19 protein-coding genes are annotated in these 23,132 nt (G+C 62.3%); 16 read left to right on the top strand and 3 right to left on the bottom strand.

What is annotated here, in order from left to right; genetic code table 11:
* The first annotated feature begins 1 nt into the window (after position 1).
* Genes tssC through HX824_RS22590 form a run of 14 tightly spaced genes read left to right on the top strand, consistent with a single transcriptional unit; the run spans position 2 to position 17,629 of the window.
* Entirely contained in the window at positions 2-1,477 is a 1,476-nt protein-coding gene (gene tssC / locus HX824_RS22655; RefSeq protein WP_003208039.1) for a type VI secretion system contractile sheath large subunit, read from the top strand.
* Positions 1,474-1,899 (top strand): type VI secretion system baseplate subunit TssE, encoded by a 426-nt coding sequence (gene tssE / locus HX824_RS22650; RefSeq protein WP_008437008.1) that lies wholly within the window; start codon positions 1,474-1,476, stop codon positions 1,897-1,899. The genes tssC and tssE overlap by 4 nt, the downstream gene beginning before the upstream one ends.
* Positions 1,889-3,664 carry a type VI secretion system baseplate subunit TssF gene (gene tssF, locus HX824_RS22645; RefSeq protein WP_177055103.1) on the top strand — a complete coding sequence of 592 codons (1,776 nt, stop codon included), beginning with the start codon at positions 1,889-1,891 and terminating at the stop codon, positions 3,662-3,664. The genes tssE and tssF overlap by 11 nt, the downstream gene beginning before the upstream one ends.
* Positions 3,628-4,635 (top strand): type VI secretion system baseplate subunit TssG, encoded by a 1,008-nt coding sequence (tssG, locus tag HX824_RS22640; protein ID WP_177019437.1) that lies wholly within the window; start codon positions 3,628-3,630, stop codon positions 4,633-4,635. The genes tssF and tssG overlap by 37 nt, the downstream gene beginning before the upstream one ends.
* Before the next feature lie 12 nt (positions 4,636-4,647).
* Complete coding sequence (gene tssH / locus HX824_RS22635) at positions 4,648-7,212, top strand: type VI secretion system ATPase TssH (protein ID WP_177055102.1); 2,565 nt, start codon at positions 4,648-4,650, stop codon at positions 7,210-7,212.
* Entirely contained in the window at positions 7,212-8,744 is a 1,533-nt protein-coding gene (locus HX824_RS22630) for a sigma-54-dependent Fis family transcriptional regulator (protein ID WP_177055101.1), read from the top strand. Before tssH ends, HX824_RS22630 begins: the two co-directional genes overlap by 1 nt.
* A gap of 33 nt (positions 8,745-8,777) precedes the next feature.
* A complete protein-coding gene (locus tag HX824_RS22625) occupies positions 8,778-8,909 on the top strand; it encodes a hypothetical protein (RefSeq protein WP_003208049.1) in 132 nt (43 codons plus the stop codon).
* A gap of 18 nt (positions 8,910-8,927) precedes the next feature.
* Entirely contained in the window at positions 8,928-10,109 is a 1,182-nt protein-coding gene (tagH, locus tag HX824_RS22620; RefSeq protein WP_177055100.1) for a type VI secretion system-associated FHA domain protein TagH, read from the top strand.
* Positions 10,110-10,114: 5 nt separating this feature from the next.
* Positions 10,115-10,597 carry a type VI secretion system lipoprotein TssJ gene (gene tssJ, locus HX824_RS22615; protein ID WP_177055099.1) on the top strand — a complete coding sequence of 161 codons (483 nt, stop codon included), beginning with the start codon at positions 10,115-10,117 and terminating at the stop codon, positions 10,595-10,597.
* A gap of 1 nt (position 10,598) precedes the next feature.
* A complete protein-coding gene (gene tssK, locus HX824_RS22610; protein ID WP_134326852.1) occupies positions 10,599-11,927 on the top strand; it encodes a type VI secretion system baseplate subunit TssK in 1,329 nt (442 codons plus the stop codon).
* A 4-nt stretch (positions 11,928-11,931) separates the two neighbouring features.
* A complete protein-coding gene (gene icmH, locus HX824_RS22605) occupies positions 11,932-12,792 on the top strand; it encodes a type IVB secretion system protein IcmH/DotU (RefSeq protein ID WP_177055098.1) in 861 nt (286 codons plus the stop codon).
* Between the two features lie 15 nt (positions 12,793-12,807).
* The gene (gene tssM / locus HX824_RS22600) at positions 12,808-16,194 is read left to right on the top strand and encodes a type VI secretion system membrane subunit TssM (protein ID WP_177055097.1); all 3,387 of its coding nucleotides are present in this window, start codon (positions 12,808-12,810) and stop codon (positions 16,192-16,194) included.
* Complete coding sequence (locus HX824_RS22595; protein WP_177055096.1) at positions 16,191-16,928, top strand: PP2C family serine/threonine-protein phosphatase; 738 nt, start codon at positions 16,191-16,193, stop codon at positions 16,926-16,928. The genes tssM and HX824_RS22595 overlap by 4 nt, the downstream gene beginning before the upstream one ends.
* Positions 16,916-17,629 (top strand): serine/threonine-protein kinase, encoded by a 714-nt coding sequence (locus HX824_RS22590; RefSeq protein ID WP_177055095.1) that lies wholly within the window; start codon positions 16,916-16,918, stop codon positions 17,627-17,629. Before HX824_RS22595 ends, HX824_RS22590 begins: the two co-directional genes overlap by 13 nt.
* On the opposite strand, the gene HX824_RS22585 is transcribed toward HX824_RS22590, so the two are convergent.
* Entirely contained in the window at positions 17,626-17,955 is a 330-nt protein-coding gene (locus tag HX824_RS22585; protein ID WP_003208062.1) for a DUF6388 family protein, read from the bottom strand. The two genes, HX824_RS22590 and HX824_RS22585, sit on opposite strands and share 4 nt — an antisense overlap.
* 27 nt (positions 17,956-17,982) lie before the next feature.
* Positions 17,983-19,278 carry a serine hydrolase domain-containing protein gene (locus HX824_RS22580; protein WP_371319422.1) on the bottom strand — a complete coding sequence of 432 codons (1,296 nt, stop codon included), beginning with the start codon at positions 19,276-19,278 and terminating at the stop codon, positions 17,983-17,985.
* Positions 19,279-19,532: 254 nt separating this feature from the next.
* Between HX824_RS22580 and HX824_RS22575 the strand changes: the two genes are divergently transcribed.
* A complete protein-coding gene (locus HX824_RS22575) occupies positions 19,533-21,626 on the top strand; it encodes an EAL domain-containing protein (protein ID WP_102604784.1) in 2,094 nt (697 codons plus the stop codon).
* Here the strand turns inward: HX824_RS22575 and HX824_RS22570 are convergent.
* The gene (locus tag HX824_RS22570; RefSeq protein WP_177055093.1) at positions 21,604-22,470 is read right to left on the bottom strand and encodes a LysR family transcriptional regulator; all 867 of its coding nucleotides are present in this window, start codon (positions 22,468-22,470) and stop codon (positions 21,604-21,606) included. The two genes, HX824_RS22575 and HX824_RS22570, sit on opposite strands and share 23 nt — an antisense overlap.
* Positions 22,471-22,562: 92 nt before the next feature.
* Here HX824_RS22570 and HX824_RS22565 point away from each other — a divergent pair, with 92 nt between their 5' ends.
* On the top strand, positions 22,563-23,117 hold the full coding sequence (locus HX824_RS22565) for a DUF4865 family protein (RefSeq protein ID WP_087694166.1): 555 nt from the start codon (positions 22,563-22,565) through the stop codon (positions 23,115-23,117).
* The last annotated feature ends 15 nt before the right edge of the window (positions 23,118-23,132 follow it).

Raw genomic sequence — 23,132 nt, 5'->3', positions numbered from 1 at the left:
CATGACTACCAGCCAAAGCCCGTCGCATGCGCCCATCACGGATGAGTACAGCATTCTCGACAACATCATTGCCCAGACCCGCCTCAGCGCCGACGACGAGGCCTACAGCATTGCAAAGCGTGGAGTCTCGGCATTTATCGAGGAGCTGATCAAGCCGCAAAACAAGGGCGAGCCGGTCAAGAAGCGCCTGGTTGACCGGATGATTGCCGAGATTGACGCAAGGCTCAGTCAGCAAATGGATGAAATCCTGCACCATCCCGACTTCCAGGCACTGGAGTCTTCCTGGCGTGGCCTGCAGTTGCTGGTTGATCGCACCAATTTTCGTGAAAACATCAAGATCGAACTGCTCAGCGTCTCCCGCCAGGACCTGCTGGATGACTTCGAGGACTCACCGGAGGTGACTCAGTCCGGACTCTACAAGCACATCTACAGTGCCGAATACGGTCAGTTCGGCGGCCAGCCCGTAGGGGCAATCATCGCCAATTATTTCCTTTCCCCCAGTGCTCCCGATGTCAGGCTGATGCAGTATGTTTCCAGCGTGGCCTGCATGGCCCATGCACCGTTCATTGCGGCGGCCGGCCCTGGCTTCTTCGGCCTGGAGAGCTTTACCGGCCTGCCTGACCTCAAGGACCTGAAGGACCATTTTGAAGGGCCGCAGTTTGCCAAATGGCAGAGTTTTCGCCAGAGCGAAGATGCCCGCTACATCGGCCTCACCGTACCGCGCTTTCTATTGCGTACGCCGTACGATCCCGTTGATTGTCCGGTCAAGACGTTCGCCTACCAGGAACATGTGGCCAGCAGCCACGAACACTATCTGTGGGGTAATACGGCCTATGCCTTTGCTACCCGCTTGACGGACAGTTTCGCCCGGTATCGTTGGTGCCCGAACATTATCGGCCCGCAGAGTGGTGGTGCAGTGGAGGACTTGCCGCTGCATCACTTTCACAGCATGGGCGAGATCGAAACCAAGATTCCTACCGAGGTGCTGGTATCCGACCGACGCGAATACGAGCTGGCGCAAGAGGGCTTCATTGCCCTGACCATGCGCAAGGGCAGTGACAATGCAGCGTTCTTTTCCGCCAGTTCGGTGCAAAAACCCAAGTCTTTTGGAATCAGTGCCGAAGGCAAGGCTGCCGAGCTGAATTACCGGCTCGGTACCCAATTGCCGTACATGATGATCGTCAATCGCCTGGCCCACTATCTCAAGGTCCTGCAGCGTGAACAGCTGGGGTCGTGGAAGGAGCGCACCGACCTTGAGCTGGAACTCAACAAATGGATTCGCCAATACGTAGCCGACCAGGACAACCCCAGCACTGAAGTGCGTGGACGGCGCCCGCTTCGGGCTGCGCGCATTGTTGTCAGTGATGTCGACGGGGAGCCCGGCTGGTATCGCGTCAACCTGAGCGTTCGCCCGCACTTCAAGTACATGGGGGCAGACTTCACTCTGTCGCTCGTCGGCAAGCTCGATAAAGAATGAGCCGCCGCCACGTGATTACCCAAAACCGCAGCCTTTTCGAGCGCCTGGAGTCCGGCGTGGGGCGCAGCCCGCAAGGTTGCGTCGTGGAATCCGTGGCGGGGCATCTGGCGAAAATGCTCAGCACCCGTGCGGGCAGTGTCCAGACGCTACCTGATTACGGGTTACCTGATCTGAATGACATGCGCCTCAGCCTGCATGACGCGTTGAGCCAGGCTCGGTTCCTGATTGAGCGCTTTATCCAGGCCTACGAACCCCGTCTGAAGGATGTCCGTGTCAGGGCATTGCCACAGGGCCGTGACCCGATGGTGCTGGCTTTTTCCATCGAGGGGGCCATGGAAGTCAATGGCATGACGCAAGCGGTCGCCTTTTGCGCCAGCCTGGCTCACGGCGCACGGGTCGAGGTCAAACCGAATGTCGTTTAACCGCTACTACCAGGGCGAGCTGAGCGCACTGCGACAGTTGGGGCGACGCTTCTGCGAGCGCAACCCGGCACTCGCGCCGTTTCTCGGGGACGCTGGCCAGGACCCGGACGTAGAACGGTTGCTTGAGGGTTTTGCATTCCTCACCGGTCGCCTGCGGCAGAAGCTTGATGATCAATTGCCGGAGTTGAGTCACTCGTTGATGCATCTGCTGTGGCCCAACTATATGCGGCCGCTGCCGTCGTTCAGCATGCTGCAGTTTGATCCGCTCAAGCGCACAGGGCCGGCCATCAGGGTCGAGCGGGATACACCGGTGGAAAGCATTGCGATCGACGGTGAACGCTGCCGTTTTCGTACCTGTTACCCGACGCAGGTCTTGCCGCTGCAACTGGCCGCCATGGAGTACTCGGTACAGGGTGAGGGCGCTTTGCTCTGCCTGCGTCTGGAGATGACGGCCGAGGGCAACTTCAGTGAGCTGGAACTGAACTGCCTGCGTTTGCATCTCGCGGGGGAGCAGCCCGTCAGCCAGGCGCTTTACCTGGGGCTTTTGCGTCACCTGGACGGGTTCGAGTTGCAGCCTTTCGGGCGCGACGGGCTGCCGGTCATCGGCGCCGACGGCGAGCCTGTTTCATTGCGTCTGTCCAGCAACGATATCAGTCCTGTGGGCTTTTCCGAGGATGAGGCACTGATCCCTTATCCGTTGAATACCTTTCGTGGCTATCGCCATTTGCAGGAGTACTTCGCCTTTCCCGACAAATACCTGTTTGTCGATGTGAGTGGCCTTGGCGCGCTGAGCAGGTTGCCTATTGACGTACTCAAGCAGGTACATGGCGTGACGTTACGCTTCGACATGCGTGGTCGCGGTATTGAGCGAATGGCGCCTACCCTGGACAACGTGAAGCTGTACTGCACGCCCATCGTCAATCTGTTCAGGCACGACGGCGTACCGATTCGCCTGGACGGCAAGCAGGACGAATACCTGTTGTTGCCTGGCGAATACGCCAGGGGGAACTGCGGTGTATTTTCCGTCGACAAGGTCACGGGATGGCGGCCGGGAGGCCTCGGGTACCAGGAATATGTACCGTTCGAATCGTTTGAGCACGATTTTGGCAGCGCCGCGCCCAGCTATGGCGTTCGCCAGCGGCCATCCCTGCAACATGCCGGCCTGGATACCTGGCTGAGTTTCGACCGGTGTCCAGTGCATGAACAGGAAACCCTGTCGATTGAACTGACCTGCACCAACCACAACCTGCCACGCCTGCTGCAGGTGGGCGATATCAATCAGGCGTGCGAACAGACGCCCGAGTTTCTCTCGTTTCGCAACATCACCGCGGCAACCCCCAGCTTTGCGCCACCCCTGGACAGCGACTTCCTGTGGCGACTGATCAGCAATATGTCGCTCAACTATCTGTCATTGACCGATATCAACGCCTTGAGGGTGATCCTCGAAACCTACGACCTGCCGCGTTATCACGACCGCCAGGTGGAAAAGGTCAGCAGGCGAAGGCTGGGCGCCCTCCGTTCGATCAGTCACCAGCCCGTAGACCGGCTGCACCGAGGCCTGCCATTTCGCGGCTTGCGGGTTGACCTCACCATCGATCCTGAAGGCTACCTGGGGGAGGGCGACGTGTTCGTCTTTGCCTCGGTGCTCAACGAGTTCTTCGCGCTTTACGCCAGCCTCAACTCGTACCACGAACTGCGAGTCATCAGCACACAAGGAGACGTGTACCTATGGCCACCCCGGATGGGCCAGCAGCCCCTGCTTTAACCGCACTGTCCCGAGTGATTCGCGAGTACTCGGTGTTTCAGGCGGTCGCGCAGATTATCGAGCGCCTGCGCGAGGCGCATCCCTCGCTGGACGAGGATGCGCTCTACGATCAATTGGAGTTCCAGGCCAACCCAGGCTTTGGCTTTCCCGGCAACGACATTGATCGTGTGGAGTTTTTTGTCGAGCACGGCCATTTGCGGGCACGGCTTCGCCTCAATGTGCTGGGCCTGTTTGGTACAGGGTCACCGCTGCCGGCGTTCTATGGCGAGCAAGCCTTTGCCGAGGTAGCGGGCGGTAATCCGACGCGGGAATTTCTTGATCTTTTTCACCATCGCCTGCACCGGCTGATAGTGCCGATCTGGCGAAAATATCGTTATCAGGCGAGTTTTCAAACGGGCGCCCGCGATCCCTTTTCCGAGCAGATGTTTGCATGGGTGGGCCTGGGTGGCAGCGCGATTCGCAGCGCGGCTCAACTGAACTGGAAACGCCTGTTGCCCTACCTGGGGCTGCTGAGCCTGCGCGTGCACTCCGCCGCGCTGATCGAGACCGTGCTGCGTTATTACTTCAAGCACAACCGGCTGGTCATCGAGCAGTGGGTCGAGCGCAGGGTAGTGATCGACCAGGAGCAGCGCAATGATCTTGGTCGCGCCTATAGCTCGTTGGGTTCGGACCTGGTGCTGGGGGAGTGCCTTATCGACCGCAGTGGCATGTTCAGGGTTCATGTATTGGCACTCGACTGGCAGCGTTTTCACGAGTTTTTGCCCACCGGGGCGGGTTACGAGCCGCTGTGTGCGCTGGTGCGTTTTGCCGCCCGGGACCCGTTGGAATACGACGTGCGACTGGTGTTGGCGGCGGGCGAGGTCCGGCCGTTGCACCTTGGCGAGCACAACGTCTGCCGCCTGGGCTGGACCAGTTGGCTGGGGCATGAGCGGGCAGACGGCGTGGTCATCCTGGCCAGTAAAAATCATTAGGGATTGATGGATATGATGAATGTGGATCTGCAACAACTTATCCAGGCATTGACGGCGTCCACACGGCGCGACCTGGAACGCAGCGCCGAGCGTTGTGTCACCCGGGGCGGCGGCGAGGTCCTGGTGGAAGACTTGCTGCTGACGCTCCTGGAGCATCCCGAGGGTGTTCTTATGCGAGCGCTGCAGGATGCGGGCGTGGATGCCGGGGAATTGCAGGCCGTGCTGCAACCTCGGGTCGACCAGAGCGCTTCCCGCAATCCGGTGTTTTCGCCCGCCCTGGTGCAATGGCTGCAGCAGGCGTTGCTGGTTGCCCATCTGGAGCTGGGCCGACGGGAAGTGGACCATGGCGCCTTGCTGCTTGCCTTGTTGCGCAACCCGATGCAGCACGCTGGCAGCCGTTACCAGGCGGTGATGAGCACGCTTGATGCACCGCGTGTGCTCGGATTTCTCTTGAGCGAAAACGCGCAGGCGGCTCCCGCTGAGGCGGGGAGTTCCTTGCTGGAGCGCTTTACCCATGACCTGACTCGCCAGGCCCGGGACGGGAAACTCGACCCCGTGCTCTGTCGCGATAACGAAGTCCGGCAAATGATCGATACGCTCGCGCGGCGGCGCAAGAACAACCCCATTCTGGTGGGCGAGGCGGGTGTCGGGAAAACCGCGATAGTCGAGGGCCTGGCCCTGCGGATCGTCAGCGCGCAAGTGCCAGAGGTGCTCAGGAAGGTGCGCCTGCTGACCCTGGACATGGGCCTGCTGCAAGCCGGTGCCAGCATCAAGGGTGAGTTCGAGCGCCGCCTCAAAGGCTTGATCGATGAGGTCAACGCCTTGCCGCAACCGGTCATCCTGTTCATCGATGAGGCTCATACCCTGGTCGGCGCAGGCGGCTCGGCCGGCAGCTCCGATGCCGCCAACCTGCTCAAGCCAGCGCTGGCACGAGGTGAGTTGCGTACCATCGCCGCGACGACCTGGTCGGAGTACAAGAAGTACTTCGAGAAAGACCCGGCGTTGGCGCGGCGTTTTCAGCCGGTGCAGGTGCACGAGCCGACGGTTGACGATGCCGTGACGATTTTGCGTGGGTTGGTCCCGGTGTATGAGGCCAGCCACGGAGTCTACGTGCGCGATGACGCCGTGGTCGCCGCCGCGCAGTTGAGTGCCCGCTACCTGGCCGGCCGCCAGTTGCCGGACAAGGCTGTGGACGTGCTGGACACCGCTTGTGCCCGGGTGCGGATCAGCCTGGTCACGGCGCCGGACGAACTGCAGCAGTTGCGCGCCGAACTGGCCGAGGGCACGCGCCAGCAACGTGCCGTGCGCAGGGATGCCGACGCGGGGTTGGCCATCGATGAACAGGTGCTGCAGCACCTCACCCGGAGACTGGAAGAAGTAGAAGTCGCACAGTTACAGCTTGAACAACGCTGGACCCACCAGCGCGAACTGGCCGAGAAGGTGCTCTCGCTGCGCCAGCAACTGGCCGACGCCGGTAACCTTGGCGAAAGCACTGAGGCTCTCGCTCCGCTCCTGGCCCAGAACCATCAGGCGTTGCAGGCCATACAGCACGAACAGCGATTGGTCAGCTTCGAAGTATGCCCACGGTTGGTGGCACAGGTTATCAGCGCCTGGACGGGTATTCCCCTGGAACAGCTTGCCCGCGAACACAGCGCGAAGGTCCTGAACTTTGCGGATGATCTGCGTGGTCGCATCCTCGGCCAGGAAGGTGCCGTGCAGGTCCTGGACCGTTGCCTGCGGGCTGTCGCGGCCGGCGTGAACAAGCCTGATGCCCCCGTGGGGGTATTTCTGTTGGTGGGCCCCAGTGGTGTCGGCAAAACTGAAACAGCCCACGCCCTGGCCGACCTGTTGTATGGCGGCGAGCGCTTTGTCACCACGATCAACATGTCTGAATACCAGGAGAAACACTCACTGTCCCGGCTGATCGGCGCACCACCGGGTTATGTCGGTTACGGGGAGGGCGGGGTGCTGACTGAGGCGGTGCGGCAAAAGCCCTATTCAGTGGTGCTGCTCGATGAGGTGGAAAAGGCCGATCCGGATGTCCTGAACCTGTTTTACCAGGTGTTCGACAAAGGGGTAGCCAATGATGGAGAAGGGCGTGAAATCGACTTTCGCAATACCCTGATCCTGATGACTTCCAACCTGGGCAGCGATCTTGTCACCGGGCTGTGCGCCGACAGTCAACGACCGGCTGTCGAAGTACTGCACGCCGCAATCCGGCCGGTACTGACAGCTCATTTCAAGCCGGCGCTGCTGGCCCGTATGCGAGTCGTGCCGTATTACCCGGTGGCAGGCGCGGTGCTGCACCAACTGATTGAACACAAACTTCAGCGCCTGGGCCAGCGTCTGCTTCAGCGCAAGCTCGCATTCAGTCACGCAGGGGATCTTGTCGCACACATGGCCGAGCACTGTAGCCACAGTGGGAGTGGCGCGCGGTTTGTCGACCAATGGATCGAGGAAAACCTGTTGCCGCAGGTGGTGGATCGCCTGCTGGATGCGATGGCCGTTGGCAAGTCCCTGCAGTTCGTCCATGCCAGGCTGGATGCCAATGGCACCGTAATCTGTGAGTTCAGCTGATGGCGGACAATCCGTTTACCCAGTTGCCAAGCCCGCTGGACTACGCCGCTGCCTTGTTGGGATGGTTTACCCGGTTGGGCATCAATAGCGACGAATCGACATTGGCCGATGACTTTGCGACGGGCGCCGCGCAACTGAGCGGCTGCGAGCTTGGCCAATTGTACCTGCTCGACCAGGCCACCGGCCGCCTCGAACTGGCTGCCCAGCATTTGCCGGGCCTGTCGCCGCCAGGGGCGGTTGTGAGCTCGGGCGCGGATTTCCGGAACGAGCAACTGTTGCAGTACGTGCTGCAACAGAACCGGGTGTTTAACCTCACCGAGGCAGGCAGCAGTGTGTATGACACGGGGTTTCTGCCAGCGGGCGCGGCGTCCTGGCAATCACTCCTGTGCGTGCCGTTACCGGGGCCGAGCAAGCAGGTATCCGGGATGGTGTTGTGTGCCAGCCTGCGAGCGACGGAGCTGGCTGGCTATGGTGCGTCCCTGGGCCAATTGGGCAGTTTTGTCTTGAGCCAGTTGGCCCTGTTGCGGCGAATGCGCCGGGCTCCCGGTGCGTTGAAGGTGGTTCGCAGCACCCGCAGCACCAGCGGCTACGGCTTGATCGGAAACAGCACGGCCATGGACGAGACGTGCCGCCTGATCGGCAAGGTGGTGCATAGCCCCTACACCGTGCTGCTCCGGGGCGAGACCGGCACCGGTAAAGAGGTGGTCGCCCGGGCCATTCATGCTGCCGGCCCGCGCAGCAGCAAGGCATTTGTGGTGCAAAACTGCGCAGCGTTTCCCGAAGGCTTGCTCGAAAGTGAGTTGTTCGGTTACCGCAAAGGCGCGTTCACCGGGGCCGAAAGAGACCACGCCGGCCTGTTTGACACCGCCCACGGCGGCACGCTGCTGCTCGACGAAATCGGTGATATGCCGCTGTCACTGCAGGCCAAGTTGTTGCGGGTCCTGCAGGAGGGCGAGATTCGGCCGTTGGGTGCCAACACGTCCCACAAGGTCGACGTGCGAATCGTCGCGGCGACCCACCGGGACCTCACCAGCATGGTGGCTGAAGGAAGCTTTCGCGAGGACCTTTATTACCGGCTGGCGCAGTTTCCTATCGAGTTGCCGGCGCTGCGCCAGCGGGACGGGGACGTGCTGCAACTGGCCCGGCATTTCGCCGACAAGGCCTGTGCACTGTTGGGGCGAGCCACGGTGGGCTGGTCGAGTGCGGCCCTGGATCAACTGTCCAGCCACCACTTTCCCGGCAACGTTCGTGAGCTCAAATGCATGGTGGAGCGGGCGGTGCTGCTGTGCGACGACGAGGTGATCCTGCCTGCGCATTTATCGCTGCCATCAACCCTGTCCGCGCCCGCTGTCGACGCAACGCTGCGCCAGCGCATGGAGCGAGTCGAGCGGGTAGTGCTGATCGACTGCCTGCGCAAGAACCGTGGCAATCGAACCCGCACCGCCCGTGAACTGGGCCTCGCCCGGCGCACGTTGTTGTACCGCCTTGCACGCCTGGACATTCCGTTTGGCGAAGTCCAGGGAGAGTGCTGAATGGCACACCCTTTCAATTCCGGGAGATACCTGATGCCTGTTAGTCAGTGGCAAGCCCTGGTGCTTGTGTTGTTTTTGCTGAGTGGCTGTAACACCAATCATGTCTTTGACGACGATGACTACCGTCCGCTGGGTGATCCACGGTCCACCGGTCGTGGCCTGTGAGCGCGGAGGAGTCCTGCCATGCAGCTAGTGTTTGAGGTGTGCCCTGCGGGGCCAGCAGAGTCCGCGCCGGCGCTGCGCAAAGTCTTTGACGGTGTGGGGGGCGTCATCGGCCGGGGGGCCGGTTGCGACTGGACCCTGCCTGACACCAGTCGCCAGGTTTCCGGTCGTCACGCGGTGATCAGTTATCGTGACGGCCGGTATTTCCTGACGGATATCAGCAGTAATGGAACCCGCCTGGCAGGCCGCAGTGAGCGTCTGCATGAGGGGCAGCAGCAACCGATAGATGACGGCGCGGTATTTCAGCTGGGGCCGCTGAGTATTCGCGCACGACTGGTCAGCCCACCGCTGGGACAGGGCCAGGACGGATTACACAGGCTGATTCCCGATGATGCATTCCTTGAGCTGGACCCACTGCGGGCAATGGCCAGCGAACTGCAGCGCGAGGACGGGTCGCAAGAGCTGGCGGCCCTGAACATGACCACCTACGAGACATTGCGCTGGACGGACCACGCGGCGGCGGACCGGGATCACCTGACGGTTCCCGAGCTTGTGAAGCCTGCGCGCCAGGTCGCCCCAAGTCCGCAATCGCCCGTTCCAGGTCACGGCTCAGGGCCATTCTGGTTGGGGTTTGCGCAGGCACTCGGTATTGATCTGGGCGACCTCGATGAGTCGGCAAGAGAAGTCCTGGCGATCAAGGCCGCGAGCTTGCTCCGGCAAATGACTGAAGGGTTGCAACAGAGCCTGGGCACCCGTAACGAGCTCAGGCAAGAGCTGAAACTGGCACTCACCCAGACGCCGCTCCAAAGCCCCAACCCACTTAGAGACAGCGCAGACGCCAGTGCGGCCTTGGGGTCGCTGCTGGGTGTCGGGCAGCTGGGGCAGGTTTCCGCCGAGATGCTTGTCATGCGGGCGTACCGCGACATGCAGGCTCACGAAGTGGCCTTGCTGGCGGCCTGCCGCGCGGCAGTACGCGGCGCTCTGGCAGCCTTTGCGCCCGGCCATTTGCTGCTGTGCTTCGAACGCCAGGCAAGGCCGCCGCTGATCCCCCGGTGTGGCGCCCGCTGGCGCGCGTATCAGCGCCATTACCAGGCACTGATCGAGGACGAGCACTTGAGCGAGCGCCTGCTGGGCAGCGACTTCGCCAAGACGTACGAGGAACAGATTCGTCTGATCTCAACCCTTCACCGTTATCCAGGATGATCTTCATGTCCCGAGTCACCGTTGCATTGTTGTGCGCTGTAATGGGTTTGCTGGGTGGTTGCTCCCTGTCGCCCTTTTCGAAGTTGACCAAGCTGGACCTGACACTGACCGCCAGCGAACGGGTCAACCCTGATCTCCATGGTCGCCCCTCGCCGATCGTGGTGCACCTGATGGAGCTTCGACACGCCGTGGCTTTTGAAAATGCGGACTTTTTCAGCCTTTATGCTCATGCCGAGCACACGTTGCCCAAGGACCTGGTGAACCTCGAAGAGCTGGAGTTGCGCCCCGGCGATCACTCCACGCTCAAACTCAGTCTCGAGCCCGGCAGTCGTTATGTCGGCGTGCTGGCGGCGTACCGTGATTTGCCTCACTCGCAATGGCGCTATGTGCTGCCGGTGACCGCGCAGCGATTGACCGGCGCTGAACTGATCCTTGATCAGGCCGGCATTCGGTTGGTCAACCCGCAACCCGCGAAGGCGGGCGACTGACATGTACAGCCAAAAAGTCATCTGGCAGGAAGGCATGTTGCTGCGCCCTCAGCATTTCCAGCAAAACGATCGGTACCACGATCAGCAACTCACGCGCCGCACCCAGCTGTTGTGCCGTCACGCCTGGGGCTTCCTGGCCCTGGAAATCGATGTGCAATACCTCAATATGGGCAAGGTCGTTATCAGCCAGGCCAGCGGCATATTGCCGGATGGCAGCCTGTTCGAGCTGGGCGGCGCGATGGAGTCGCTGGTGCTGGAGGTTCCGGTAAATACCGGGAAGCAGTCGATCTACCTGGCCTTGCCGCTGGCCACAGGTAACTGTGTTGAAGCCCGTCGACCCGAGCAGATTGATGTGTTGGCGCGCTACAAGACTCTTGCGGTAGACGTCAGCGACTCCAACGCCGGGGAAGAAGCTCGTCGTCAGGTCAATTGCGGGCAGCTGGATTTTCGCCTGTTGCTGGGGGAGCAACACAGCGACCCGCACTACGTGAAGCTCAAGGTTGCCCAGGTGCTCAGTTGCACCGAGGAGGGCGTCAGCCTGGACCCCGATTTTATCCCGAGCTTCATTCACCTGCATGGCTCCGGCTACCTGCTGTCTTGCCTCAAGGAAGTGATCAGCCTGCTCGCTTACCGGGGGGATGCCATCGCCGAGCGGATTCGCGCCAACGGTACCGCCGCCGGCGCGGAGGTTGGCGACTTCCTGATGTTGCAATTGATCAATCGCACCGAACTGGTCTTGCGTCACTACCTGGGCCTGAGCCAGGTCAGCCCTGAAACGCTGTATCGAACATTGCTGTCGATCCTGGGTGAACTCGCGACGTTTGCCAGCGACAGCAAGCGTGCGCACTTCGAGGGGCATTACCGGCACAGCGACCAGGGCGCCAGCTTTCGTGGATTGATGGAGCCGATTCGCAGCCTGCTGTCGATGGTGCTTGAGCAGCATGCCATTGAGCTGGCGCTGCAGCCTCGCCAGTACGGGGTGCTGGTGTGCCCGGTGAGCGATCTCAACCTGCTGGGTTCGGCGACCTTCATTCTGGCCGCCAGCGCCCATTGTGACGCCGAGGAGCTTCGACACCGGCTTCCGGCGCACCTCAAGGTCGGCCCCGTGGAGCGGATTCGCGAGTTGGTCAACCTGCAGTTGGCGGGCATCAAGGTCAAGCCGCTGCCGGTGGCTCCCCGGCAGATACCGTTTCATGCCGCCAACACCTATTTCATGCTTGAACTCGGTGCCCGGGACATTGAGCAGTTGAAGCAGTCGGGAGGATTTGCCTTCCACGTCAGCGGTGAATTTGCCGAACTGGAACTGAAATTCTGGGCCATCAGGAACTGAGACCATGGACAGGGAATACCCGCAGGACGAGAAAACCGTCCTGCTTGATCGACAGGGACGCGGACCGGCGCAGGGACCGATGACCGACTTCGCATCGCCGCCGCGTTTCGAACAACTGGAAGACCGGATGATCTACGCGGCCCGCTTGCAGGGCGCGGAGCATTTCGACATTGGCCTGAACAGTTTGGTGGCGCCTGCCTGGGAGCTGTTGTCCGAGGTGGTCCGCCTCAAGCGCAGTACCGCCGAGGAAAGCCTGCGCGCCCTGAATGAACGACTCTCGGCTGCAGTCACGCTGTTCGAGACGCGGGCCCGGCATGACGGGGCCCAAGGCAGCGAGGTCATGGCGGCGCGGTATGTGCTGTGCAGCGTGATCGACGAGGCAGTGGTCACCACCTCATGGGGCAGCCAGAGCGATTGGTCGAAGATGAGCCTGCTGAGCAGTTTTCACAACGAAACCTTCGGCGGCGAGAAGTTTTTCCAGTTGCTTGAGCGCATGTCGAGGGACCCCTTCAAGCACCTGGCGATGCTGGAGTTGATGTACCTGTGCCTGTCCCTCGGGTTTGAGGGCAAGTACCGGGTCATGGAGCGTGGGTTGTTGCAGCTTGAACAGGTTCGGGACGCGCTGTATCGGCAGATCCGGCATGTGCGGGGTGATACGCCTGCGGCGTGCGCGCCGTCGCCCAGGCCGGAACAGCCGCGCCGGAAACGGCTGAGGGTCGTGTCGCTCACCTGGATTGCAGTGTTTGTCGCCGCCAGCCTGTTGAGCCTGTATGCAGGATTTGCCTGGGTGCTGGGCCAGCAGCGTGAAGCGGTGTTGCAACCGTATCAACTCGTGGCGCCGGATATTTTCCGGGCGCCGCTCTAACGCAGGGAGCAACGCATGAACGCATTCTTCAGGAGCGCGGGCGCCGTGCTGGGCAGGGTTTGGGTCTGGAGCCTGCTGCTGGTGCTCGCGGTCGCAATGACCGTGTGGTTCTTCGGGCCACTGCTGGCTGTCGACGACTATCGATTCTGGCAAGCGGCGGCATCGCGCTTGCTGACAATCAGCGGGCTGTTTTTGTTGTGGGGCCTGGCGATGGTGTATGCCAATTGGCGCAGTATGGCCCGGCAATCAACCGTCGATGACGGCGAACCACGCCCGCGCAAAGGCCAGGTTGAAAACGAGCAGCGGCACCTGCGCGGTCGCTTCAAGGACGCTTTGTACACCCTGAAACACTCCCGGATTTATGGTGAACGCAGCCCGCGTTGGCGTAATGCATTGCCCTGGTATTTGCTGATCGGCAAGGAAGGCAGTGGCAAGTCCCGGATGTTGGCCGCCAGTGGCTTGCAGTTGCTCCAGGATCAGGGCGCGTCGGTAGCGACGCAGGGCGGTGCCACGCGGGACTGTAACTGGCATTTCGCCGAGGACGGCGTGTTGCTCGACGTCGCCGGCCGCTACCTTACCCAGCCTGACAGCCAGGTCGATGGCGCGGGTTGGTCGACGCTGCTGGAGCTGCTCAAGGTGCGGCGCCGGACACGCCCGCTCAATGGTGTGGTGGTGGCGCTGTCGACAGACACATTGCTCCATGGCAGCGAGCGTCAGCTGGAGAATGAGGCGCGGGCAGTCCAGAGTCGGTTGCTGGAGATCCGCCAGACGTTGCATGTGGAGGTGCCGATCTACCTGGTGGTGACCCAGGCCGACCGCCTGCCGGGGTTTGCGGAGTTCTTCGAGCGGCCGTTGGGCGAAGGCAGTGATGCGGTGTTGGGCGAATCTATCGTCCCAGGCAAAGCGGGTATTGGCATTGCCCAGGTACGACAGGCGTTTGAAGCACTGCTGCAGCGCTTGAGCGGTGAGCTTGTGCAGCGCCTGCACCAGGAACGCAACAGTGATCTGCGCGGACGGATGCTCGACTTCCCCCATCAGGCGGCCCGGATTGGCGAGCGCCTGAGCCTCTATATCGACGTTGCTTTTTGCGGCCCGCGTTATCAGCACACCAACGGCTTTCGTGGTTTCTACTTGACCAGCGCCGACGGTGGCCCACAGGCACTTGAACCACGTGCGTACTTTATCCAGGGCTTGTTCAGCCGGGTGATTCTGGCGCAAGCCGACCTGGCGGACCTCGATAGCCAGGAGCGCCGTCGAATCCGCCGGCACCAGGGGGGACTGGCCCTGGGCGCGCTAGTGGTCGTCGTGGCGGCGGGCTTGCTGTGGACCCATAGTTACTCCTCCAATCATCAACGTCTGGAGCAACTGCAGGCGCTGGCACGACAGCTCGCACCCGTGCAGCCTGGGTCAGACGCTACCCAGGCACTCCTGCCGCTGCTGGACAGCCGCCTGGCGGCCACGCGGATTTTCCCCTTGCCGGGCGAAGCCAGGCTGGTTGAGCGGATGGGGTTGTATCAGGGCAGTATCAGCCGTCCGGTGCTGGAGCAGGCCTACGAGCGTGCCTTGGGGCGGCTGTTGCTGTCCCAGGTCAGCGAGATGCTGCAGGAACAAGTTCGCGGCAGCCTGGAAGATCGTAAACGGCTGCTGGATAACCTCCGGGCATACCTGATGCTCAACCTGCGGGAGCGTCGGGATGTCGGCTGGCTGCGTGAGCGGGTGGCGGGGCATTGGTCTGTACGGTTTGCCGGTGAGCCCTCCGTGCAAAACCGGTTGAATGAACATTTCGCGCGCTTGCTTGAGCAGCCGTTCGTGCAGCCGCTCGATGACGAGCTGGTGGCCCGCGCGCGCCACGTGTTGCGCGGCGAATCGCTGGTTGACGTGGTGTACCGGGTGCTGCGCGAACAAGCTCGCGGCCTTGAACCGTTGCGCCTTGCACACGGGCGGGTGTTTGACGGGGGCGAGCGTTCCATTCCGGGGTTTTATACCCGCACGTACCAGCGGCATTTTGAAGCGCAGGGCGCGCGGCTGGTGAATACCATCGTCCAGGACAACTGGGTGCTGGGAGAGGGCGCCGACCTGAGCGCCATGGATTTGCAACGGTTGATGGTGGAGCTTGAACAACGCTACTTCAGCGAGTATGCCGATGTCTGGAGCGAGGCGCTTGGGCAGGTTGGCCTGCGTGAAACTGAAAACTCCAGGCAAGGCGCCGAGCAGCTCGCCAGCTTGACGTCGGCCCAGTCGCCGTTGTTGCAGTTGTTGCAGCAGGTTCGTGACCACACGCGCCTGCCGTCGGCCAGTGAGCGCCTCGACGAGCTGGCTGCCAAGCTGCCTGGGCCAGCGGCAGAGCGGTTGCCGACCGCCGCCGGGCTGGTCAATGCCTTGCCCGACAGCGCACGGCGAGCCATGCAGCGCCGCTTCGAGCCCTTGCACCAGTTGCTGGACAGCCAGGAGAACCCGGGGGCCGAGTTGACCGGCGTGTTACAGGCGCTCAACGACTTGCACCTGCAGTTGGCTAGCTTGAATCGCGAAGGCGCGCCGGAGCCGGTCGCGTTCGAGATGGTCAAGCGGCGGATCCAGGGGCAACAGGATGCGCTGAGTAACCTGCGCAACGTGGCCGCGCGTTTGCCGCTGCCGCTGGCGGGCTGGTTCGAAAGCCTGGCCGACGAGCATTGGCGCCGCCTGCTCGACCAGGCTTATCGGCATGTGAACCAGCGTTATCAGAGCGAGGTATATGGTTTCTACAGCAGGGCGATCAAGCTGCGTTTCCCGTTCAATGCCCACGCCAGCAGCGACGTTTCCCTCAACGACTTCCAGGAGTTTTTCAAGCCTGAGGGGATCATGGCGCGATTCTTTGACAGCTATCTGAAGCCTTTTGTCAGCGGTGATTCCGGGCGCTACAGGCTGCGTAGCCTGGATGGGCGCAGCTTGCCGATGTCTCGGGCGTTGCTCGACCAGCAGGCGAAGGTGCAGGTGATCAGGCGCGGTTTTTTTGCGGATGAGCCGGGGGACTTGCAGGTTCGTTTCACGCTCGCACCCTATAGCCTGGACCCGTCGGTGAGTCGCGCGGTCTTGCGTTTGGGTGGCCAGCAGATGGAGTACCGGCACGGGCCGATTGTCCCCATGGCGATGCAATGGCCAGCCGAGGCTGAGAATGGTCGCAGCAGCCTGGTGCTGGAGCGGGGCCGCGAGCGGGCGTTGGGGCTCGAAAAAAATACCGGGGCCTGGTCCCTGTTTCGCTTGTTCGACTTGATGCAGAGCGAACCCTCCAGCGGGCAGGATGAGTTGATCCTCAAGGCTGACCTGGCAGGCTTGCGCGCCAACTACCTGCTGACCAGCCGACGCACACCCAATCCATTCCAGATGGCGCAGTGGCGAACTTTTCGCCTGCCGGAGCAGTTGTGAGCCAACCTCGCGACCGCTGGCACAGCGCCGGTCGCACAGACCGTGGAAAGGTCCGTTTACGCAACGAGGATGCCTTTCTCGATTGCCCCGGGACGGGCTGCTGGGCCGTCGCGGACGGGATGGGCGGGCATCAGGCGGGGGATATCGCCAGCCAGTTGGTGGTCGATGGCCTGGCGTCATTGCCCGGCCAGGGCAGCCTGGATGAACGCGTCGAGGCGACCCGTCGTTGCCTGCAATGGCTCAACCGGCGGCTGGGCGATGAATTGACGCTGGCCTCCCGTGGCGCCGAGGCCATCATGGGAAGCACGGTCGTGGCGTTGTTGCTTCAGGGCGATCGCGCTGCGTGTGTCTGGGCCGGTGACAGTCGTTGCTATCTGTGGCGCGGGCAGACGCTGTACCAGCTGTCGCGAGACCATTCGCTGTGTGAGCAATTGATTGACCAGCAGGTGAGCCCGGAACAGGCCAGGGCCCATCCAGACGCACGGGCCTTGACCCGGGCCATCGGCTCGCGGGCACCACTGAGCCCGCAGGTCCTGGAACTCGGTACCTTGGCAGGGGATGTGTTTCTGTTGTGCAGCGACGGCCTGTACCAGGCGCTTAGCCACTCTGAGTTGGGCCAGGCCTTGAGCCAGGGAAATCCGCAACGTGTCCTGGACCAGCTGTTTGCAGGTGTCTTGCGCGGTACGGCCGGCGACAACCTGACCGCTGTGGTGGTGCAGTCATGCGCGACCTGACCCACTTTGCCTTTGCCAAGGCCCCGGTAAACCCACCGCGCGACGGAGCCCCCGAGTTGCTGTACAACGAGTTTGCCCTGACCCGCAGCCTGCGGCATGAGCAGGTGGTGCGTGTGTATTCATTTGAAGTGGATGCTCCCGGCCAGATCGCATTCTTTACCATGGAACTGCTCCAGGGCATGACCCTTGACCGGTTGCTGCTGGAGTGCCCCGGCGGTTTACCCTGGCAAGCGCTGCAAGGCATCGCCATGCAATTGCTCGACGCGTTGCGCCATAGCCATCAGCAGGGTGTGCTGCACGGGGATGTGAAACCCGCCAATGTCATGGTGGGAGACGGCGGCTTGCGCTTGTTCGATTTCGGTCTGGGCGAGGCTTGCGGACTGGCCCCGGCGGGTTCTCCAGGCTTGAGTCGCAGCCGCTTCAATGCCTGGACGCCCGCGTACGCCGCGCCGGAGTTGCTGGCTGGCGGAGCACTGTCGGCCAGCGCCGACCTGTATGCAGTGGCCTGTGTGTTGTACGAATTGGCACAAGGCCGGCGCCACGCCAGTGACAGGCCGGCCCGGCCCCGGCAACTGCCTCGCCATTGCTGGCCTGTATTGCGTATGGCGTTGACGGCTGACCCTGAACGCAGGGCCGTTACTCTTGATGAATTACGCGCGGTGCTCGCTGATCGCAGGAAGGGCCTGGGCCGCTGGTTCTAGACGGGCAAGTCGTGCAGCTGGCAATACTCGAACCAACTCAGGCCTGCCATTTGCGCCACCTCCTTGTGCACCTCAAGGCGTTGCGCCTCGAAATCCGCCGGGGAATGCGCCGTCAATTTCAGCGTCAGTTCCCAGGCGAACAAGCCCTGTTGCTCGGCTTCTGCCTCGAAGGCTTCATGCAGGCGCTCGGCGCGGTACTGCTCCATGGTTTCCCCTTTGGCCTGGGCCGCCAGGGGGTTCAACGTATTCAGTTCCGCGGCCAGGGCCGGGTGTTCACTCAAGAATCGGTCCAGGGCTAGCTGGTGGTTTTCGCCGGGTTGGGACAAAGGTTTACTCCACGGTAAGAGAGACGGTCAGTGTGGCTTGGACATTAAAAAAGCCGCCATGGCTGCATAGGCGGGCAAGGTCACCCCATCATTGGCGGCGTTGCCGGCCACCGGGTGGGAGGCATAGCGAACAATCACCATTTCGGCCTTGGGGTCGATGTAGGTGCTCTGGCCATGCACCCCGCGGGCCATGAAGGCGCCGTCGGGATTGTGGGTTACCCACCACATGTTGCGATAGCTCCAGCCCTTCAATTGAGCGTAGCCGGCCTGGGCGAACGCCTGCTTGTCGCCGCCCTGGCGAATATCCGTCACCACGTTTTCGGGCACGATCTGCTGGCCATTGAAGCGCCCGCCGTTGCGCAGCATCTCGGCAAACCGGGCCAGGTCCCGCAGCCCGGTGTTCAGGCCGCCACCGGCGAAGGGTGTGCCGATGGAGTCAACGGTGAAGTAGGCGTCCTGTTCGGCGCCAAGCCGACTCCAGATGCGTTCGCTGAGCAGTTGCGCGACGTTGCGCCCGGTCGCGCGGGCAATCACCCAGCCGAGTACGTCGGTATTGACGGTCTTGTAGCCGAAGGCACGCCCGTGTTCGCCACGCTGCTTAACCGTTTGCAGGAACTCGTAGTAGCTGCGCGGCCCGGTGTAGTCCTTGGGTTTGGGCAGCGGGTTGCCGGCCTGGGCGTGGGCCCAGACTTCGGCATTGGGGTCGGCATACTCTTCGCTGTAGTCCAGGGCGGTGGTCATGTCCAGCACCTGGCGCAAGGTGGCGCTGCCAAAGGCCGAACGGCCGAGTTCGGGCACGTAGTCGACGATCTTTTTCTGTGGGTCCAGAGTGCCATCGGCCACCAGCATCGCGCCCAGGGTACCGATCACCGATTTGGTGACCGACATGGCCGCGTGTTGCCCATCCTCCTTGAGCACCCCGAAATAACGCTCATAAACCACCGTGCCGCGATGCATCACCACGATGCCATCGGTGTAGGTGGCGTCCAGGGCCTGGCGCCAAGTCAGCGGCTGGGCTGCACCCACTGGCTGCACGGGGATTGCATCGAGTGCCGGGTCGAGTTTGCGTGGCAATGCCAGCGGTGCGCCGAGCCCGCGGGAGACGTTCACCGTGGGCATCAATTGGCGAAAGTTGGCGACACTCCAGCGCATCGCCGGGAAGCGGAAATAGCTGCCGTCTTCAAAGCGTACGGTGCGGTCGGCCGGCGGCGGTGCGCCGACCATCCATTGCAGCCTGGCCGGGTCGCTGGCCTGGGCATCGGCGAAGGTAGGGGTGGCGGCGCCGGCCAACGGGCTGGTCAGCCCCAGCAGCGCACAGGCCATGAGGGGAGTGAATCGCAGCATCAGTCGAGTCCGTTCGAGGGGTGCGTCGTTTTTTACGACAACCAGTGCGCCAAAGGATGGGCCAACCCGAGCCAATCGACAAGCAGCAAGCCCCTGCGGTGATTCTGAATAAATGCGCCAGGGGCGGCAAAAGCCTTTCGCTTGCGGTGTCAGGGCGTGTAGCGTTACCCCGTGATAAGGCGACAGCCAGGTGTTATTTTGCGACCCTGGCATCAGGGACCGAGGGACAGGTGATGGCGCAAACGCTGTTCAAGCTTTTCTTCACCCAGCGGCTGGCGGCCCTCGCCAGTACCGAGTCGTTGCGGGCCATACGCGAGGGGCTGTTGTGGATCCTGCCGTGCCTGCTGGTATCGGCCGGTTTCCTGATCCTGTCCGAATGCGCCCGAGTGCTGGGTTTCGACCCTCAGGTGGTGGCCTTCCTGGCGGGGTTGCACAACCAGATCAGCTCGGTGATCCCGCTGCTGGTGGCAGCCTCCATCGGTTACATGCTCGCGATCCAGCACCGCCTGCCGCAACTCCCGGTAGCGTTCCTGTGCCTGGCCCATGTAGTGATCGCCACGTTTGTGCTGCGGGATTTTCCCCGAGCCTCGGCGACCTTCGTGTTGTTCATCGCCATCGCCTCACCGCTGATCAATGTGCCCGCCATCGCCTGGCTGCATCGGCGTCGCTGGACGCGGTTGATCAACGAAGACCTGGTGGGGCACAACCTCAAGGGCACCCTCAATATGGTGGTGCCGGGGGCAATCACGGCGCTCGGGCTGGTGCTCGTGCTGTCGTTGCTGTTGCAGATTCCGCAGGTGGCACAGCTTCAGGGGCCGCAGGTGCTCGATGCACTGGAGACGCCCTATGGCAGCGGCCTGTTTGTGACCCTGATGAATTCGCTGCTGTGGTTTTTCGGGATCCATGGGGTCTACGCCATGCAGCCGTTTTTTGATGTGCTGGACCAGGCGGTCGGGCTCAATAATGCGGCGGTGGCCGCGGGCGAGCCGGTCAAATATCTACTGAATGGCGGCTTGCTGGGCAGTTTCGCGTTTATCGGCGGTTCGGGTGGTGCCCTGTGCCTGCTGCTGGCGATCCTGCTGTTTTCCAAAAGCCGGTCCATGCGATTGGTGGCGATGGCGAGCCTGCCGTTGTCGTTGTTCAATGTCAGTGAAGTGCTGTTGTTTGGCTTGCCGATCATTCTTAACCCGCGGCTGTTCATTCCCTTTCTGGTGGTCCCGGCGTTCAACGTGATACTGGCGTTGATGGTGGTGCAGATTGGCTGGGTGTCGCCTGCGGTGGTGAGCGTGCCATTTACTGCGCCGGTGTTGCTCAACGCCTACCTGAGCACCCACGGCGATCTCGCGGCAGTGTTGCTGCAGGTGGTGTTGCTGGGGGTTGGCATGCTGATCTATGCGCCCTATGTGCGCGCGATCAACCGCCAGGCCACGGAGGGCGGCACGGTGTATTTGAAGTCGCTGGACATGACCTTTCGCGGCCTGGAAGAAAAAGGCCGCTTGCTGGAGCTGGACCCGGTGATGGCGTCCCACAAGGCCCAGGCGCGCCAGGTCAGCGAGTTGAGCCATATCCAGCAGATCAGCGACTACGAGTTCTACCTCGAATTCCAGCCGCAGATTTCCACCCGGACTGGGCTATGCACCGGTTGCGAAGCGTTGATGCGGGCCCGGGACGCCGAAGGTACGGTGCATTCACCCTGGGAGTTCCTGCAATGGCTAGCCCATGCCAGGTTGATGCCCGACGTGGATGTGTGGGTGGCATCCCAGGCTGTGCGCCAGTACCAGAAGTGGCAGAAGGTCGGGTTTACGTTGCCGATGACGATCAATATCTCCAGTGCCACGCTGACTACCCCGGCGTATGGTGATCGGCTGGTGGAGATACTGGCCCAGGCCCACGGGCAGGTTTCGGTGGAGATCACCGAGGATGCGCTGGTGGGCGATATCCAGGGCACGCGGCAGATGATCGAGAAGCTCCAGGCGATTGGTGCCAAGGTGTATATCGACGACTTCGGCACCGGATTTTCAGCGCTGAGTTACCTGCACCAGTTCCCCGTGGATTTCATCAAGATCGATCGCAGTTTCGTGGTCGCCCAGCATGATCCAAAGGGCGCCCAGGTGTTGACCGGGATGCTGCGGTTCTGTGAGGCGTTGAACCTCGGGGTGGTGGTGGAGGGCGTGGAAACCGCCGAGCAACTGGCGTTTTTGCAGTCGGGCTCGGAGCTGATCATCCAGGGCTGGTATTTCAGCAAGGCGCTGCCGGGCGATGAACTGGAGCGGTTCGTGCGCGGGCGGTATACCCAGATGCAATCTAACGCTCCAGAACCCCTCTGAAGGTTGCGCTCAACGCCCGCAATGTCTCGCGGGAGCGGCCGTCGCTGATGCGGCTATGCAGCACGATTTCACTGACGGGCAATGCCGGTAATCCGTACTGTTCGCTGACGTCCACGGCGCCCGCCGGCGCCACTCGCCGGGCCAGCGCCGCCACACCCAGGCCGGCGCTGACTGCTGCACCCACCGCCATTACGCCGCCGCCGACAAACACTTCGGTCCAGTCAATCCGCGCCTCATCCAGCGCGCGCACCGCCAGGTGTCGCACGCCGCAGGGCGAGGCCATGGTTGCCATGCGCAGGGGCGTGCCGGGCGTGTGCTGCCAGGTAGGCGCGGCGAACCAGCCAAAGCGCTCCACCACCAATACCTCACCGTCCTGGCGATCGCCTTCGTTGCGCACGATCACCGCGTCCAGTTCGTTGCGGTCGAACGCCGCCACCAGGTCGCGGGACGATGCAATCCGCACCTCCAGGATCACCAGCGGGTCATAGGCGGCCAGGCGGCTGAGCCACAGTGGCAGGTCCGGCCCGGCCACGTGGTCGCTGATGCCGATCACCAACCGTCGCGGGGCGCCATTGCCCATGTCACCCAACGCCCGTTCGTGGGCATTGAGCAATGCGCGGGCGGCGACGATGAACTGCTCGCCCTGGGGCGACAGCCGCACATGCCGCGGTGTACGAACCAGCAGGCGATAACCGAGGCGTTCTTCCAGGCGCTTGAGCTTGAGGCTGATGGCTGCCTGCGAGGTGTCCAGTGCCTGGGCCGCGCGGGTGAAGCTGGCGAAATCGGCGACCAGGACAAAGGCGTGCACGGTGTCGATATCCAGCGGCTTGAGTGTGTCGGTCATTTCAGTTCCTTATCACACCTATATCCGGTGATATCTTGCTGAAATCATGGGCGCTGCGCAAGCTGGGCACTCATCTGAACAGGAGCGCCATGATGTTTGCCAAACAGTATTCACACCGCTTGCCAGCCGATTACGACATGGGTGTCATCCGTGAGCGGGCCGCTCGCCTGGGGCCGTTGTGGGATCATGCCGAGGGTTTGCTGTTCAAGGCGTTTATCGCCCAGGAGCGAGGGCAGGGGCCGGGGGTGGGTAACCTGTATTCGTCGGTTTATCTGTGGTCGGATCCTTTGCAGGCTGCGGATTTCTTGCTCGGCGAGCGCTTCCAGAAGGTCCTCGACAGTTTTGGCCAGCCGCACATTGAGTCCTGGTTACCGCTGGACGTGCAGCGAGGTCCGGCGCAAGACGCCTTGAGCCTGTATCGGGAGGAGTGGGCGCTGGCGCCGGGGGCGGACCGCGGGCAAATCCTCGCCGCAGAAAAGGCCCGCAACCAGCAGCTCGCGGACAGCAGCGATAACTTCGCGGTGTTTCTGGCGCTGGATGTGCAGGCGTGGAAGCTGGTGCGAATTACCTTGTCGGCGAAGGCGCTGGATGTGAACCATCCGGGCAATGGCTACGAGGTGTTCTACCTGGCGCGGCCCGGGGTGTGAATGCCGGTAGCCGCC

The sequence above is a fragment of the Pseudomonas sp. D4002 genome (genome assembly GCF_013385665.1).
GTDB lineage: Bacteria > Pseudomonadota > Gammaproteobacteria > Pseudomonadales > Pseudomonadaceae > Aquipseudomonas.
The sequence above is the reverse complement of the archived record's forward strand: the minus strand, read 5'-3'. Positions and strand labels throughout refer to the sequence as shown.

What these genes read in the sequence shown, in the direction of transcription:
- tssE (WP_008437008.1), top strand. Translation starts at nt 1,474, where the DNA reads ATGAGCCGCCGCCACGTGATTACCCAAAACCGCAGCCTTTTCGAGCGC.
- tssK (WP_134326852.1), top strand. Translation starts at nt 10,599, where the DNA reads ATGTACAGCCAAAAAGTCATCTGGCAGGAAGGCATGTTGCTGCGCCCT.
- HX824_RS22565 (WP_087694166.1), top strand. Translation starts at nt 22,563, where the DNA reads ATGTTTGCCAAACAGTATTCACACCGCTTGCCAGCCGATTACGACATG.
- HX824_RS22625 (WP_003208049.1), top strand. Translation starts at nt 8,778, where the DNA reads ATGCCTGTTAGTCAGTGGCAAGCCCTGGTGCTTGTGTTGTTTTTGCTG.
- tagH (WP_177055100.1), top strand. Translation starts at nt 8,928, where the DNA reads ATGCAGCTAGTGTTTGAGGTGTGCCCTGCGGGGCCAGCAGAGTCCGCG.
- tssM (WP_177055097.1), top strand. Translation starts at nt 12,808, where the DNA reads ATGAACGCATTCTTCAGGAGCGCGGGCGCCGTGCTGGGCAGGGTTTGG.
- tssF (WP_177055103.1), top strand. Translation starts at nt 1,889, where the DNA reads ATGTCGTTTAACCGCTACTACCAGGGCGAGCTGAGCGCACTGCGACAG.
- tssJ (WP_177055099.1), top strand. Translation starts at nt 10,115, where the DNA reads ATGTCCCGAGTCACCGTTGCATTGTTGTGCGCTGTAATGGGTTTGCTG.
- icmH (WP_177055098.1), top strand. Translation starts at nt 11,932, where the DNA reads ATGGACAGGGAATACCCGCAGGACGAGAAAACCGTCCTGCTTGATCGA.
- HX824_RS22570 (WP_177055093.1), bottom strand. Translation starts at nt 22,470, where the DNA reads ATGACCGACACACTCAAGCCGCTGGATATCGACACCGTGCACGCCTTT.
- tssG (WP_177019437.1), top strand. Translation starts at nt 3,628, where the DNA reads ATGGCCACCCCGGATGGGCCAGCAGCCCCTGCTTTAACCGCACTGTCC.
- tssC (WP_003208039.1), top strand. Translation starts at nt 2, where the DNA reads ATGACTACCAGCCAAAGCCCGTCGCATGCGCCCATCACGGATGAGTAC.
- HX824_RS22580 (WP_371319422.1), bottom strand. Translation starts at nt 19,278, where the DNA reads ATGGCCTGTGCGCTGCTGGGGCTGACCAGCCCGTTGGCCGGCGCCGCC.
- HX824_RS22630 (WP_177055101.1), top strand. Translation starts at nt 7,212, where the DNA reads ATGGCGGACAATCCGTTTACCCAGTTGCCAAGCCCGCTGGACTACGCC.
- tssH (WP_177055102.1), top strand. Translation starts at nt 4,648, where the DNA reads ATGATGAATGTGGATCTGCAACAACTTATCCAGGCATTGACGGCGTCC.
- HX824_RS22575 (WP_102604784.1), top strand. Translation starts at nt 19,533, where the DNA reads ATGGCGCAAACGCTGTTCAAGCTTTTCTTCACCCAGCGGCTGGCGGCC.
- HX824_RS22590 (WP_177055095.1), top strand. Translation starts at nt 16,916, where the DNA reads ATGCGCGACCTGACCCACTTTGCCTTTGCCAAGGCCCCGGTAAACCCA.